This is a genomic window from Neisseria sp. 27098_8_139, from assembly GCF_041433195.1.
GTDB lineage: Bacteria > Pseudomonadota > Gammaproteobacteria > Burkholderiales > Neisseriaceae > Neisseria > Neisseria subflava.
In genome coordinates this window covers 55,260-70,888 of record NZ_JAPWBA010000008.1, presented here as the reverse complement: position 1 = coordinate 70,888, position 15,629 = coordinate 55,260, and the positions used below count along the sequence as shown (strand labels likewise).

10 protein-coding genes and 3 pseudogenes are annotated in these 15,629 nt (G+C 52.0%); 9 read left to right on the top strand and 4 right to left on the bottom strand.

Annotated features, from left to right (window positions below; genetic code table 11):
- Positions 1-82: 82 nt before the first annotated feature.
- From O3660_RS08405 to O3660_RS08370, 8 genes and pseudogenes are all read left to right on the top strand, one after another.
- Entirely contained in the window at positions 83-1,126 is a 1,044-nt protein-coding gene (locus O3660_RS08405; protein WP_049351107.1) for a LacI family DNA-binding transcriptional regulator, read from the top strand.
- Positions 1,127-1,323: 197 nt separating this feature from the next.
- Positions 1,324-2,646 (top strand): annotated as a pseudogene (locus tag O3660_RS08400) (MFS transporter).
- A gap of 208 nt (positions 2,647-2,854) precedes the next feature.
- Positions 2,855-5,158, top strand: a complete 2,304-nt coding sequence (gene parC / locus O3660_RS08395; RefSeq protein WP_049351108.1) for a DNA topoisomerase IV subunit A — start codon at positions 2,855-2,857, stop codon at positions 5,156-5,158.
- Between the two features lie 69 nt (positions 5,159-5,227).
- Positions 5,228-6,814 (top strand): nitrogen regulation protein NR(II), encoded by a 1,587-nt coding sequence (locus O3660_RS08390; RefSeq protein ID WP_371464833.1) that lies wholly within the window; start codon positions 5,228-5,230, stop codon positions 6,812-6,814.
- A pseudogene (locus O3660_RS08385) lies at positions 6,807-7,257 on the top strand (response regulator); the annotation flags it as partial. The gene O3660_RS08390 and the pseudogene O3660_RS08385, both read left to right, overlap by 8 nt.
- Before the next feature lie 161 nt (positions 7,258-7,418).
- Positions 7,419-8,435, top strand: a pseudogene (locus tag O3660_RS08380) (sigma-54 interaction domain-containing protein); the annotation flags it as partial.
- 48 nt (positions 8,436-8,483) lie between these two features.
- Positions 8,484-9,236 (top strand): class I SAM-dependent methyltransferase, encoded by a 753-nt coding sequence (locus tag O3660_RS08375; protein ID WP_371464831.1) that lies wholly within the window; start codon positions 8,484-8,486, stop codon positions 9,234-9,236.
- A gap of 102 nt (positions 9,237-9,338) precedes the next feature.
- The gene (locus O3660_RS08370; RefSeq protein ID WP_003679823.1) at positions 9,339-10,022 is read left to right on the top strand and encodes a 2,3-diphosphoglycerate-dependent phosphoglycerate mutase; all 684 of its coding nucleotides are present in this window, start codon (positions 9,339-9,341) and stop codon (positions 10,020-10,022) included.
- A 135-nt stretch (positions 10,023-10,157) separates the two neighbouring features.
- Here the strand turns inward: O3660_RS08370 and O3660_RS08365 are convergent, their stop codons facing one another.
- Positions 10,158-10,949: a DsbC family protein gene (locus O3660_RS08365; protein WP_049351151.1), complete on the bottom strand. Its 792-nt coding sequence runs from the start codon at positions 10,947-10,949 to the stop codon at positions 10,158-10,160.
- Between the two features lie 135 nt (positions 10,950-11,084).
- Here O3660_RS08365 and O3660_RS08360 point away from each other — a divergent pair, with 135 nt between their 5' ends.
- The gene (locus O3660_RS08360) at positions 11,085-13,274 is read left to right on the top strand and encodes a primosomal protein N' (protein WP_371464830.1); all 2,190 of its coding nucleotides are present in this window, start codon (positions 11,085-11,087) and stop codon (positions 13,272-13,274) included.
- 80 nt (positions 13,275-13,354) lie between these two features.
- Here the strand turns inward: O3660_RS08360 and O3660_RS08355 are convergent, their stop codons facing one another.
- From O3660_RS08355 to O3660_RS08345, 3 genes are all read right to left on the bottom strand, one after another.
- On the bottom strand, positions 13,355-14,029 hold the full coding sequence (locus O3660_RS08355) for a hypothetical protein (protein ID WP_003686803.1): 675 nt from the start codon (positions 14,027-14,029) through the stop codon (positions 13,355-13,357).
- 330 nt (positions 14,030-14,359) lie between these two features.
- Positions 14,360-14,698, bottom strand: coding sequence for an iron-sulfur cluster insertion protein ErpA (erpA, locus tag O3660_RS08350; RefSeq protein ID WP_003680162.1), 339 nt, complete (start codon positions 14,696-14,698; stop codon positions 14,360-14,362).
- A 132-nt stretch (positions 14,699-14,830) separates the two neighbouring features.
- Positions 14,831-15,517, bottom strand: coding sequence for a helix-turn-helix transcriptional regulator (locus tag O3660_RS08345; RefSeq protein WP_003680158.1), 687 nt, complete (start codon positions 15,515-15,517; stop codon positions 14,831-14,833).
- Between the last annotated feature and the right edge of the window lie 112 nt (positions 15,518-15,629).

Here is a 15,629-nt window from a genome sequence, read left to right as displayed (position 1 = left end):
GTAAAAAAGGGGGTATGACACCGATGTCTGCTGTGTTATCCTATGTAACATTATTGAAATCTTGTCGGGGCGGGTCCGTAAGATGGCTACAATTTATGATGTCGCTGCTTATGCCGGGGTATCTCCCAAGACGGTCAGTCGGGTGATTAACAGCGATGCGCCGGTCAGTGAGAAAACCCGTTCCAAAGTAGAAACAGCGATTGCTGCTTTGGGCTATATCCCGTCTTCTGCGGCGCGGATTATGCGGTCACACCGTTCCGGATTGGTCGGCCTGATTATCGGCGCCATTTCGCGGACAGGCGAGAATACGGGCGGGCACGGCATACCGGATATGTTCTTGATTAAGGGCATTCAGCAGCAGATTCGCGCACAAGGCAAGATTTTGATGATTGCCGACATCGATAATAAGCCGGGTCAGCCCGGTCAGATGGAGCCGCTGATCCGTACCTTTATGGAGCATCGGGCCGAGGGGATTTTATATGTGGCAGGTTTCCATCAGGAAGTATTGCTGCCGGAAGTGCCCAACCGTTGTCCGATGGTGTTGGTCAACTGTTTTGATTCAGTGGGTACGCCGGCGGTTTTGCCGGATGATGAAGCAAGGCAGTATGGCTTGGTGCGCCGGATTATCCAAAGCGGACACAAACGGATTGCTTATGTGACTTTGCAGCCGGGTGTGGAAGCGACGAGATTGAGATTGGCCGGATACCGCCGTGCTTTGGCTGATTCGGATATCGTCTTCGATCCTGATTTGGTGCAAACTGGCTATCCTGACTTCAGCAACGACAGCGGGTCTTTGATTTCGGCTATTTTGAAGCTGCTGTCTTTGCCGCTTCCGCCGATGGTAATTTGCTGCGGCAACGATGAAATGGCGGTGCGCGTGTACGGGATTTTGAGGACGCGCGGCGTGCAGGTTCCCGAGCAAGTTTCGGTTGCTGGCTATGATAACCACAGTGCGATTGCGGAGACGCTGTTTCCGCCGTTGACCAGTACAGAGTTGCCCTATTTGCGCATGGGCGCGATGGCGGCGGATTTGCTGTTTCAACACATTGAACACCCGACCGGCTCGGTTCGGCCAGTCAAGGTCGTTGGGGAAACCATCTGGCGTCAGTCTGTGATTAATAAATAGTTTCAGACGGCCTGAAAATAAACTTTAAACAATACAAACACACATCAAAATAAGAATCATGCAAACGGTCAAAATAAAGGCCGTCTGAAAACGGAGTTGCCTTAGTAAAAAGGGCAGCCCAAATATAATAAAAGCGTCATACTGCTGAAATTGGAGTTTGTTGTTTCCATAGTTTATTACCCAGGAGTAGCCTTCCTATGAAAATCTCCCCACAAGTGGCGATGACATTTCGCCAGATTATGCTGATGAACTTCGGTTTCTTCGGTATTCAATATAGCTTCGGGTTGCAGCAAACTGCGATTAATCCGATTTTCAGCTTTCTTCATGCCGATCCGAGCCAGTTGCCAATTTTGAATATGGCAGGCCCGATTACCGGTTTGCTGGTGCAGCCGATGATTGGTGCGATGAGTGACCGCACTTGGGTGCCGGGATTGGGTCGCCGTCGCCCGTATTTCTTGATTGGCGCCATCGGCTGCAGCCTCTGTCTCTTTATTTATCCGCACGTTACCGCATTGTGGGTGGCCGTATTGCTGCTGTGGCTCTTGGACATCAGTAACAACACTGCAATGGAACCTTTCCGTGCCTTTATTGCCGATACTGTGCCCGAACATCAGCAATCTACCGGTTTCTTGATGCAGTCTGTGTTTACCGGTTTGGGTATTACCCTTGCTAACATTTCTCTTTATCTCCTTAAACAAGTTGGTTGGTTGAACCAAACTTCTGAAGTGGGTATTCCTTATTGGGTATTCGGCTCATTCTATATTGGTGCGGTTTGCTCTATCGGTTCGGTTTTGGTTACTGTTTTATCGACATCCGAACGCGAGCCTAGTCCTGCGGAAATGGCGGCTATTAAGGCGTAACCAAGTGGTCCGGCTCATGCTGTTAAAGATATTATCGTTGCTGTATGCGAAATGCCGACTGCCCTGTGGCAACTGGCTTTGGTGTATCTCTTCCAATGGTACGCACTCTTTATCTACTGGCAATATATTTCCCACAGTATCGTCCAATCCGTTTGGGATTCGACTGTTGAAAATACCGAAGCGTATAGTCAAGCGGTTGCATGGACCGGTTTGGTAAACGGTTTCTACAACGTTGTAACCTTTATCTCCGCCTTCGGCCTGATGTGGATGGCGCGCAAATATGCCGCCAAATATGTTCACGCCTTTGCCGTAACCCTTGCCGCGCTGGCCTTGCTCACCATTCCGCACATCGGCAACAAATACCTGATGTTTGCCCCGATGATTGGTTTCGGTGTCGGTTGGGCAAGTATGATGGGCGTGCCGTTTATGATTGTGGTCGGTTCTATTCCGAAAGAACGTTACGGCGTGTACATGGGTATTGTGAACATGATGATTGTGATTCCAATGCTGATTGAAACCGTATCTTTCGGCTGGGTGTACAAAACCTTCTTGGGTTCAAACCCTGCCAACGCGATGACGTTTGCCGGTGTTTTCCTCGCCATTGCCGCCGCGTTGACCTTAACCATTAAAACTGCGGCTAAACCGGCTACTACAGAATAACGAAGTTTTGATTTAAAACCAAAATGAAAAGGCCGTCTGAAACATGAAATGGTTTCAGACGGCCTTTTTTGTCGAAACGGATTCCATTTGCTGACCTGATTCGGTAAGCCTTATTGTCGCTGCACTACCGTTCATCACTCAAATTGGCTATGACTACCGATTTTGCTTTACAATATCCTTCTTTAATTTATTTCGTTTTACCATCCTGATGACAGAACACATTTCCGCTCCAAGCCCATCTCCTATCGGCGAAGACTACCTGCTGTTAGGTCAGTACGCCGAACGCGCCTATCTCGAATACGCCATGAGCGTGGTCAAAGGCCGCGCGCTGCCTGAAGTTTCAGACGGCCAGAAGCCCGTGCAGCGGCGCATTTTGTTTGCCATGCGCGATATGGGTTTGACGGCGGGGGCGAAGCCGGTGAAATCGGCGCGCGTGGTCGGCGAGATTTTGGGTAAATACCACCCGCACGGCGACAGTTCCGCCTATGAGGCAATGGTCCGCATGGCGCAGGATTTTACCTTGCGCTATCCCTTAATCGACGGCATCGGCAACTTCGGTTCGCGCGACGGCGACGGGGCGGCGGCGATGCGTTACACCGAAGCGCGGCTGACGCCGATTGCGGAATTACTGTTGTCCGAAATCAATCAGGGGACGGTGGATTTCGTGCCGAACTACGACGGCGCGTTTGACGAACCGCTGCACCTGCCCGCCCGCCTGCCTATGGTGTTGCTCAACGGCGCGTCGGGCATCGCGGTGGGCATGGCGACCGAAATTCCGTCGCACAATTTGAACGAAGTCACGCAGGCGGCGATTGCGCTGTTGAAAAAACCGACGCTGGAAACCGCCGACCTGATGCAATATATTCCCGCGCCTGATTTTGCCGGCGGCGGTCAAATCATTACGCCGGCGGACGAATTGCGCCGGATTTACGAAACCGGCAAGGGCAGCGTGCGCGTGCGTGCGCGTTACGAAATCGAGAAACTGGCGCGCGGACAATGGCGCGTGATTGTGACCGAACTGCCACCGAACGCCAATTCCGCCAAAATCCTTGCCGAAATCGAAGAACAGACCAACCCGAAACCGAAAGCGGGTAAAAAGCAGCTCAACCAAGATCAGCTCAATACCAAAAAGCTGATGCTGGATTTAATCGATCGCGTGCGCGACGAGTCCGACGGCGAACATCCCGTGCGTCTGGTGTTCGAGCCGAAATCCAGCCGCATCGATACCGATACCTTCATCAACACGCTGATGGCGCAGACTTCGCTGGAAGGCAATGTGTCCATGAACTTGGTGATGATGGGGCTGGACAACCGTCCCGCGCAGAAAAACCTGAAAACGATTTTGCAGGAATGGCTGGATTTCCGCGTCGTTACTGTAACACGCCGTCTGAAATTCCGTTTGAACCAAGTGGAAAAACGGCTGCACATCCTTGAAGGCCGTCTGAAAGTTTTTCTGCACATTGATGAAGTGATTAAAGTCATCCGCGAATCAGACGACCCGAAAACTGACCTGATGGTGGCGTTCGGGCTGACCGAAATCCAAGCCGAAGACATTTTGGAAATCCGCCTGCGTCAGTTGGCGCGTTTGGAAGGTTTCAAACTCGAAAAAGAATTGAACGAATTGCGCGAAGAGCAAGGTCGTCTGAATATCCTTTTGGGTGACGAAAACGAAAAACGCAAGCTGATTATCAAAGAGATGCAGGCGGACATGAAGCAGTTCGGCGACCCGCGCCGCACGCTGGTGGAAGAAGCCGGACGCGCGGTGCTGACACAGACCACCGCCGACGAACCCATCACGCTGATTCTGTCGGAAAAAGGCTGGATACGCAGCCGTGCCGGACACAACCTCGATTTGAGCCAGACCGCGTTCAAAGAAGGCGACCGCCTCAAACAAACCCTCGAAGGCCGCACCGTTTTGCCTGTCGTCATCCTGGATTCACTGGGCAGAACCTACACGCTCGATGCCGCCGAAATCCCCGGCGGACGTGGCGACGGCGTGCCGGTTTCATCGTTAATCGAGCTGCAAAACGGCGCGAAACCCGTCGCCATGCTCACCGGCCAGCCCGAACAGCACTACCTGCTCTCAGGCAGCGGCGGTTACGGCTTCATTGCCAAGCTGGGCGACATGGTCGGGCGCGTGAAAGCGGGCAAAGTGGTGATGACTGTGGACAGTGGCGAAACCGTCCTGCCGCCGATTGCCGTCTATGCTTCCTCGCTCATCAACCCCGACTGCAAAATCGTACTGGCAAGCAGCGACCACCGCCTCTTGGCGTTTTCCATCGGCGAACTCAAAGTCATGCCCAAAGGGCGCGGTTTGCAGTTGATGTCGCTGACCGACGGTGCATCTTTGGAACACATTATGGTGACGACCTCTCCTGAGTTTACCGTTGTATCGGTCGGCCGACGCGGTGCAGAATATCAGGAAAAACTGCGTATTGCCGATATTGACGGCAAACGCGGTAAAAAAGGCAAGGTATTGGAAATCTCAGGCCATCTGAAAAGTTTGTCCTGAAACAAGAACAAATATATCTAAATAAATTAAATTTATACGACATTGCATGATAATAAAAAAGGTTCACTTATGAACAGAGCCAATCTTCAAGAACTGGGTAATCTGAGGGAGCGGATTCCCGGTGTAATCAACATTGCCCGAATAGCCATCGTCTTACCGCTTTTGGTTTTGCACGCGTTCGGCAGCTACACAGGCGGCAACCTGATTGGCGTTTCGTTGCCGGACGTTGCGTTTTATATCTGGGTAACGCTGTATTTCTTCCTGATTATGCTCTCCGTGTTCCGTCCGGGCTGGCAGTGGCAGTCTTTGGATTTGCCCAATGCCAGCGCCATGGTCGACATCACCATGATGATGGTTTTGGTGTATATCTCCGGCGGTACGGCTTCCGGTTTCGGGATTTTGGTTTTGCCGTTTGTTGCTACGTCGTGTCTGCTCAGTTATGGCCATTACCCCATGCTGTATGCAGGTTATACGGCAATGTTGTTTATTTTGAACCTGTTTTTAGACGGCAGTATGCGTTTCGATTCGTTTAATTGGGACGCGAAATCAATGGCGAATTCTTTGATGCTGATCGGCGCAGGCTATCTGGTGGCAATGTTGACATCGTTTGCCGCCCGTTATTTGGAGCAGGCTACAGAGTCCGCCAGCCGCCATCAACTGGCATACCGCCGTATCAGCGGCTTGAACCATTTGGTTTTGAACCGCGTTCAGGAAGCGGTTGTGGTGATTGATGCGACCCAACGCGTGTGGCTGTTTAACAAGCAGGCAAAAATCTATTTCCCCAGTCTGATTATCGATCAGCAGGAAATCGTGTTTGGCGAACTGGTCGCACGCTGGCAGCGTCAACCCGACAAACCTTTTGAAACCGATATCCATATTTTCCAACACGCCATGCACGTCCGTGCCGTTCCGCTGATTCAGGAGCAAACTGAGCTGCTGATGTTGTACGTCCGCTCATTGCGTGAAGTGGCTGCGGAGGCCATGTCCACCAAGCTGACTTCGCTCGGACAGTTGACTGCCAACCTTGCCCACGAAATCCGCAACCCGATGTCCGCCATCCGTCATGCCAGCGATTTGTTGCAAGAGGGCGATGAGGCAGACCCGCTCAAGGCCAAGCTCTACAACATCATCGACAGCAATATCCAACGCATCGACAAGATGTTGGAAGACGTATCCCTGTTTAACAAACGAGACAACATCAGCCGCCAGCCGATTAATCTGATGAAATTCTGGTTGGAGTTCAAGCAGGAATTTACCTTGAACAATCCCGATGCCATCGGCTGTCTGCGCATGAATATGGACGGCAACAATCTGACCGTATTGGTCGATCCTATGCACTTGCAGCAAGTGATGTGGAACTTGTGCAACAATGCGTGGCGACACAGCCGTCAGGACGAAAACGCCATTACCGTCCTTATCCGCCCTAGCGGCAGGATGCATATTTCCATCGTAGTGGCGGACAACGGCAAAGGCGTGCCGCCTGATGTACGAAATCATTTGTTCGAGCCGTTTTACACTACCGAAAAACAAGGCACCGGCTTGGGGCTTTACGTCGCACGCGAGTTGGCACACGCCAATATGGGGCAGCTGCATTATCACCCTGAAATGAACGGGTTTGAATTGATTTTACCGAAGGAGCAAGCGCGGGATGAATAAATTGCAAGAGCCGGTTTTGGTTGTTGATGACGAGGCAGACATCCGCGACCTGATGGAAATGACCCTGATGAAAATGGGTCTGCGCGTCGATACTGCGGCTGGTGTTGAAGAAGCCAAAGACAAGCTGGGCAACAACGATTATTCGCTGGTGCTGACCGATATGCGTATGCCCGACGGCTCCGGCCTCGAGGTTGTCCAATACATCGACGAGTTGATGCTCGACACACCCGTCGCCGTGATTACGGCCTTCGGCAATGCCGACCAAGCCGTTGAAGCCTTGAAAGCAGGGGCGTTTGATTATCTGCAAAAACCGATTACGCTGTCGCAGTTGCGTTCATTGGTTAAATCGGCAGTGTCGGTTTCAGACAATACTGCCGAACCCACGCCGTCTGAAAAAATCAAATCGCAGCCTGTGCCAGTTTCTGCCGCCCTGTATAAACCCGAACCTCAACCGGCCAAGCCTGTCGTTACGCCTCCTAAGAGCGTACAGAGCGAATTTAACCGGCCTTTGATTGTTCCGGAAGGACTCAATTCCTTAAAAGAGCGTTTTTCGGCCGGCAGCATCAATCCTGCTTTGCAACAAGACGCACCTATATTGGAAGGCGAGGACGATATGCCGCGCCTGTTGGGTACCTCGCCGCAAATGGTCGAAGTGCGCCACCTGATTCGCAGATTGGCTCACAGCCTTGTTTCCGTTTATATCTCCGGCGAGTCCGGTACGGGTAAAGAGCAGGCGGCGCGCACGATTCACGAGCTGTCCAACCGTGCCGACAAACCGTTTATTGCCGTCAACTGCGGCGCCATTCCTGAAAACCTGATGGAAAGCGAATTTTTCGGTTACAAAAAAGGCAGCTTTACCGGCGCGGATCAAGACCGTTTAGGTTTTTTCCAACACGCTGACGGCGGCACTTTGTTCCTTGACGAAGTTGCCGATTTGCCGCTTGCCATGCAGGTCAAACTCCTGCGCGCCATTCAAGAAAAAGCCGTGCGCCGTATCGGCGATGCGCGGGAAACCCCTGTGGATGTGCGCATTATTTGTGCGACCCATAAAAACCTCGAAGCTTTGGTTGAAAGCGGCGCGTTCCGTCAGGACTTGTATTACCGCCTCAACGTTGTCACCCTGCACATGCCGCCTTTGCGCGAAATGCGCGAAGACTTGGGCGCGCTGATTTTGTATCTGCTGTACAAACACCGTCACGGCAATCAAACCTACAAACTCAGCCCGAAAGCCCAAGAAGCCCTGTTGCATTACAGCTATCCCGGCAACTTCCGCGAGTTGGAAAACATCCTCGAACGCGCCGTCGCACTGACGGTCGGCCAAGTGATACAAGTGGATGACTTGCAGATTCAAAATGCCCCACAGGTTAAGGCTGAACGTAGCGGCTTCTCTTTTGACGATATTGCCGAACCTGACGCACACGAAACTACGCTCAATCACAGCCCCATTCCGCCGTTTGATCCGCGTACCATGCAGATACAGGATTACCTCGACCAAGTGGAACGCAGCATCATCGAGCAGGCTTTGCAGCAAACCCGTTACAACCGTACCCAAGCCGCCAAGCTTTTGGGCATCAGCTTCCGCTCTATGCGCTACCGCATGGAACGCTTGGACATCAATTAAAACGTTCAGACGGCCTGAGTTTTCAAGGCCGTCTGAAACATAAGCCTTATGTACAAGATTTATTTTGACGAAACCGAATCTGCCGAACTTCGCAGCCTTACCGAGCCTTTCGGGCTGACCGTTATCGACCGGCAGCCTGAAGAAGGCGGTTTCCTTATTGCTGACGAAAGCGGTATCAGTTTGTGCCGCGCTGGTGAAAAAGGCCGTGTCCGCGTTGATTTTGATGGCGGTGCCGCCCATTACCGGCGCACTAAAGGCGGCGGCGAGTTGATTGCCAAAGCCGTCAACCACACTGCGCAACCGACTGTCTGGGACGCTACCGGCGGACTGGGACGCGACAGTTTTGTGCTTGCCTCGTTGGGTTTGAAGGTACAAACTTTTGAACAAAATCCCGCCGTTGCCTGTCTACTTTCAGACGGCCTTAACAGGGCAGGGCAAAGTGAAGAAACACGGGAGATTGCCCAACGCATTACTTTGCACTTCGGCAATGCCGTTGATTTAATGCAAGAATTGGCAACGCAAAACGGCAGACCCGATGTGGTGTATCTCGACCCAATGTATCCGGAACGCCGCAAAACCGCCGCCGTGAAAAAAGAAATGGCTTACTTTCACGACTTGGTCGGCGCGGCACAAGACGAAGCCGAGTTGTTGGACGCAGCGTTGAATACCGCCAAAAAGCGTATTGTCGTCAAACGCCCACGCTTGGGCGAATTTCTCGACGGGCGCAAGCCTGCTTATCAATACACAGGCAAAAGCACGCGTTTTGATGTTTACCTTCCGACAAGGCCGTCTGAAGACTAAAAGCAAACTTGCAACATATCAAAAGTAACCGCCGGCGTTATCAGCGCGGCGGCAAAGTGTGATATAAATACCCTTTCCCAAACTTCATTGGAGCAAACTATCATGGAATTAGTATTCATCCGTCACGGACAAAGCGAATGGAACGCGAAAAACCTTTTCACCGGCTGGCGCGACGTCAAGCTGAGCGAGCAAGGTTTGGCAGAAGCCGCAGCAGCAGGTAAGAAGCTGAAAGAGAAGGGCTACGAGTTCGACATCGCCTTTACTTCCGTTCTGACCCGTGCCATCAAAACCTGTAACATCGTTTTGGAAGAATCTGACCAACTGTTTGTTCCACAAATCAAATCATGGCGCCTGAACGAGCGCCACTACGGCCAGCTGCAAGGTATGGATAAAAAACAAACCGCAGAAAAATACGGCGACGAACAAGTCCACATCTGGCGCCGCAGCTACGACACCCTGCCTCCGCTGCTGGATCCTAAAGACCCTCACTCCGCCCACAACGACCGCCGCTATGCCAACCTGCCTAGCGATGTCGTACCTGATGGCGAAAACCTCAAAGTTACCCTCGAGCGCGTCCTGCCTTTCTGGGAAGACCAAATCGCTCCGGCTATCTTGAGCGGCAAACGTGTATTGGTGGCGGCACACGGCAACTCCCTGCGTGCGTTGGCCAAACACATCGAAGGCATTTCCGACGAAGACATCATGGGCTTGGAAATCCCAACCGGTCAGCCGCTGGTGTATAAATTGGATGAAAATCTGAAAGTAATTGAAAAATTCTACCTGTAAGGTAAAGGGAAAAAGGACGTGTTGGACACATCCTTTTTTATATTTGTCTGTTTTGAGGCCGTCTGAAGGCAGTTGATGGCGGGCGACATGAAAAAAGGACGCGTAAAGCGTCCTTTATGGAGATTAAACCCTGTATTACTGGTTTTTCTCGATGATTTCTTTGAGGTGGGGCATAGGGCTGTAACCGCTTTGGCTGCGGCCGTTAGGGAAGACCACGGTTGGTGTGCCGTTGAAGCCGAATTGTTCGCCCAACGAAGTGGTTTCTGCAACAGGGTTTTCACAGTTTGCTTTGCCGCTTGGGAGCTTGCCTTTGCGCATCCAGTCGATCCATGCCTGGGTCGGATTAGGTTGGCACCACAACAGCTCGGCTTTGCGCGCGGCATCAGGGTGCAGGCTTGGAATCGGCATCATGAAGGTATAAATCGTGATGTCGGTCATTTTTTCAAACTCATGCTCCAAGCGTTTGCAGTACGGGCAGTCCGGATCGGAGAAAACAGCGACTTTCAGTTTGCCGTTGCCGCGCACTTCTTTGATGGCTTTGTCCAAAGGCAGGGAAGCAAAGTCAATTTTGTTTAAATCGGCGGCGCGTTCTTCAGTCAGGCTTTGGCGCGTGTTGACGTTGATGAGGTCGCCAACGAGCATATAGTCGCCTTTGGCATCGGTATAGATGATTTGTTTGCCGCTGACGACAACTTCGTAAATGCCTTTAATCGGTGTTTCATTGACGCTCAAAACTTTCAAATCTTGGGCGGCATAGACTTTTTCCAAACGCGCTTTCAAAGAAGCGGCAACGGATTTGTCAGCAGGCGCTTCCGCTTTGGCGGCCGGAGCAGGCGCCGCGTTGGCGTTGGATACGGCAGGTTGACCGCATGCCAACAAAGGAAGGACGGCAAACGGTGTTAAGATTTTGATTAACTTGGTTTTCATGCGAGAGACTTGCGTGTGTTGAAAGTAAGGCATTGTATCAAACCTCTGTCATGTCTGCATTGTACTCAGGCTCAAATTATCGTCTGAAAATAGCTTTCGGCTGTTAAAATACGAAAAAATAATTTGATTGTTTGTATGTTCTATCACCGTATTGCCGTAAACGTGCCGCTTTCAGACGGCCTTTTGACTTATTCCCATTCCGAGCCGCTTCCTCCGGGAACGCGGGTGCTTGTGCCTTTCCGCAATAAAACCGTTGTCGGGATTGTGTGGGAAGCGGATATTGCGCCCGATATGGATACGGCGCGGATTTTGAGCGTTCAGACGGCCTTTATGGAAGAAAAGCCGTTGCCTCAAAGCTGGTGTGATTTGTTGGCATTTACGTCGCGTTATTACCACTATCCGACCGGGCAGGCGGTGTTTGCCGCGCTGCCGCAGGGTTTGAAGGAAACGCGCGCGGTGGAAATGCCGCAGCCGCCGTTGTTTTACGCGCTGAACGAACAGGGCAGGGCGCAAACGCCGCCGCCGGCGCGGTTCAACAAAAAAGCGGCTTTGTGGGATGCGCTGCTGTTGGGCGGGATGACGATGGCGGCGTTAAAGCAGGTGAACGCGCAGGCGGCGAGATTAATCGAAGATTGGGCGGAACAGGGCTGGATTGAAACGACGGAAGCGGCGAAACCTGTTTTAAGGTCGTACCACGGGCAGGCTTCGCACTCTGAATTTGTATTAAACGCCGACCAGCAGAAGGCTTCCGATGAAATTCAGACGGCCTTCGGCAGCTTCCAGCCGTTTCTGCTGTACGGCATCACCGGCAGCGGCAAGACCGAGGTGTATTTTGATGCGATGGCGAAAGTATTGGCGCAGGGGCGGCAGGTGTTGTTTCTGTTGCCCGAAATCAACCTCACGCCGCAGCTTTTGGAGCGGGTGGAAAACCGTTTTGCCGACGTGCCGACCGCCGTGTTGCACAGCCAGATGGCGGCAGGCAGGCGCACGCAGGATTATTTGCGTGCCATGTTGGGGCAGGCAAAGCTGGTGATCGGCACGCGGCTGGCGGTGTTCACGCCTTTGCCTGATGTCGGGCTGATTGTGGTCGATGAGGAACACGACGGCTCGTTCAAACAGGACAACGAATTGCGCTACCACGCCCGCGATTTGGCGGTGTGGCGGGCGAAGCAGAGCGGCTGCCCCGTCGTATTGGGCAGCGCCACGCCCAGCTTGGAGAGCTGGCACAAGGCGCAAAGCGGCGCGTACCGCCTGCTGCAACTGACCGAGCGCGCCCATGCCGCCGCGCAACTGCCGCAAGTGGACATCCTCAACGTAGGTCGTCTGAAACTCGACAACGGCTTCTCGCCGCAAGCCTTGCAGCTTTTGAAGCAGAACTTTGAAGCAGGCGGCATGTCGCTGGTGTACCTCAACCGGCGCGGCTTCGCGCCCGCGCTGTTTTGCGGCGACTGCGGCCATACCTTCGGCTGCCCGAACTGCTCCGCCAAAATGGTATTGCACCAACGCGCCCGCCAACTGCGCTGCCACCACTGCGACCACCGCGAACCCATCCCGTTCAAATGCCCCGACTGCGGCAACCAAGACCTGACCGCCGTCGGACACGGCACGCAGCGCGTCGAAGAAACCCTGCGCGCCTTCCTGCCCAAGGCCGCCGTCGTCCGCGTCGACAGGGACAGCACGGCGCACAAAAACGACTGGGCAGATTTGTACCGCCGCATCGCCGAAAACGAAATCGACATTTTGGTCGGCACGCAGATGCTCGCCAAAGGCCATGATTTCGCGCGACTCAACCTTGTTATCGTGTTGAACGCCGACGGCAGCCTGTACAGCGCGGACTTTCGCGCGCCGGAAAGGCTGTTTGCCGAGCTGATGCAGGTATCCGGCAGGGCGGGGCGCGCCGACAAACCCGGCAAGGTGTTGATACAGACCCAACTGCCCGAACATCCCGTCTTCGCCGCCGTCAAAGCGCAGGACTACGCCATGTTTGCCGAAAACGAATTGAACGAGCGGCAAATGTTCGCCATGCCGCCCTTCGGTTTTCAAACCGCCATTCGCGCCGACGCGCCGCGTGTTGCCGATGCGATGGAATTTCTCAACGCCGCCAAAGAAACTCTCGCCCCGCTTTTGCCCGAAAGCGTCTCCCAGTTCGGCGCCGCCCCCATGCTGATGGTGCGCCTCGCCGAACGCGAACGCGCGCAAATCTTCCTCGAGTCGATATCCCGACAGGATTTGCACCGCGCCGTGAGTTTGTGGGTGCAGGTGTTGCAGCAAAACCGCGACGGCAAAATCAGATGGTCGGTGGATGTTGATGTGCAAGAGGCTTGATTGAAATGGTTCAATCAATAAGGAAATAAAAGGCCGTCTGAAAATCTGTTTTTCAGACGGCCTTAAGTTTTGAAATCAGTTTAGAAGAATTTTGCAGCGATATAGCCGAGTGCAAGCAGGCTCAAAACGGCGAATACGATAGCCATTGTAAGCAGAAACCGTGTTTTCTTCCTCGCTGCAAGTGCGGCCAGCTCAGGATTTTGGCCTAACTCTTTGCGTAATTGGGATTCCAATTCGGCACGGATTTTTTTGCGCAGTTTTTTCTCTTCCTGCTCACGTTCATATTTGAGCTTGTGGGCAATTTCGGTTTGTTTTTTATGCTCGAAAGAGATTCTTTCCTGCCATTCAATGCGCTTGCGCTGGATGGCAAGCTCATTTTTTTCTGTCAAATCAAAGTGGCAGGTTTTACATTCCTGTGAATCTAGTTCGTCAATAATCGTCATGCAGACGGGGCATTGGATAGGGTCGGGAGTGTTGACTGCCAATACGGCTTCTTCTTCAACCGCTTCCAATTCCATAGCCTGACGGACGATCACGTCCAAACCCAAATAGCCGAAGTAATGCTGCGCATTTTCTCGCTCGTCTTGGGTGCATTTCTCGGCCACAATGGCTTGCGGACGCTCGGCCAAGGCTTGAATCAGGCTCTCAACTTCGTTTTCAGGCAGGTTTTCATACAGGCAGGCATGGATGCGCTCCCTATCCGTGTTTGGCGGATAGGAAACGTATACGTCGAAAAATTTTTCTTGTTTGCTCATTGATATCCCATGAGTATTTCGACTGCGTCAACCAAATGGGTTTGGCCTAAGGTTTTGTTATTGTGTTTGAGCTGTCTTGGCTTATGATACGAGCCAGAACAGAGGCTACAGTCTCAGGCAGACCAAGTACGGTTTGCCTTTGTGTCGTTAATCGGCTGGACAATAATTTTTTATTTATATGGAAATATGCATGTCCAATGTTATGTCTATTGCAGAGTAAATATTCACGCCCGATATTATAAGGTAAATCTAAAATTGTTTAAAATAAATTCACACAAAAGGCCGTCTGAAGATACAGATGGCCTGTTTTTTGTGGCAAAAACGGACTGTTTATACGGAGAAGGACGAACCGCAACCGCAAGTTGTCTCTGCATTCGGATTGCGGATGACGAATTGAGAACCTTGCAGGCTTTCAGTGTAGTCGATTTCCGCACCAACCAGATATTGGTAGCTCATCGGGTCAACCAAGAACGTCAGGCCGTTTTTCTGGATTTCAAAATCGTCGTCGTTTTTGATTTCATCAAAGGTAAAACCATATTGGAAGCCGGAGCAACCGCCGCCGTTGACGAATACGCGCAATTTTAAATCAGGATTGTTCTCTTCGGCAATCAAGTCGGCAACTTTGGTGCAGCAGCTGTCAGTAAAGATAATAGGGCTTTCGTCTGACATGATGTGATTCCTTTTATATGAATATTTTTACTATTGTCGCGCAAACCGTTAGTCAAGGCAAGTTTGTGCAGACAGGGTCTGCCAGCTTACATGGAGGGCATGGCAGAAATTTCAAGCATCAGTATGTCAGATTTAGATACTTCTGCCAAACCATTCGACACGGCCGATGATGGCAACGTCGTCGGTTGGGTTTTTCAAGTCGATTTCAAAAGTAGGGTAGGCTTCGTTGGCAGAAATGACGTTGACGATGCCGCCGGGTATCAGTTGCAGGCGTTTGACCAAAAGGTTTTCGTTGAGGCGCAAAACATAGAGGCCGTCGCGCGGCGTGGTTTGGCCGTGGTTGATGAGGATGGTGTCGCCATCATTCAGCACGCCTTCCATCGAGTCGCCTTTGACTGAGATAACGGAAAGGTTTTTGATGTCGCGCGTTACATAATTTTCAATCCAATAGCGTCGGAACGCCATGGCGAACATGGGTTGCTCATCGCCGACGAGCTGACCGTGTCCGGCCGCGGCTTGGATGTCGTAACGCGGTACGAAGACGAATTCGTCTATATCGACAGGGTTGCCCAGTGTGTCGGTTGCTGTGGCTTTTGGGGCTTCGGAATCGGGGAAGGGTGAACCTTCGCCTGTCAAAAGCCAGTCTATGCTGCAGCCTTTAAGTTGTTTGATTTTTTTTAGCGTTTCCGATTTCGGCAGGCCGCCTTCGTTCCAGATACGGCTGAATCCGGCGATGGTCATATCGATGTCGGCGGCAATTTTGGCTTGGCGGGCTTCATCTTTCCATAAGAAAGCCAGGCGGTCTTTAAAGGTATCCATGTTTATGCCTTTATGGAGGTATGTTTTTTATATGGTTTGGACGATTTGAGTGTATTTTACCTTAGTTTTTATAAAATTGTAAGAAAAAAATTACCTAATCTAAGAAAAAGTA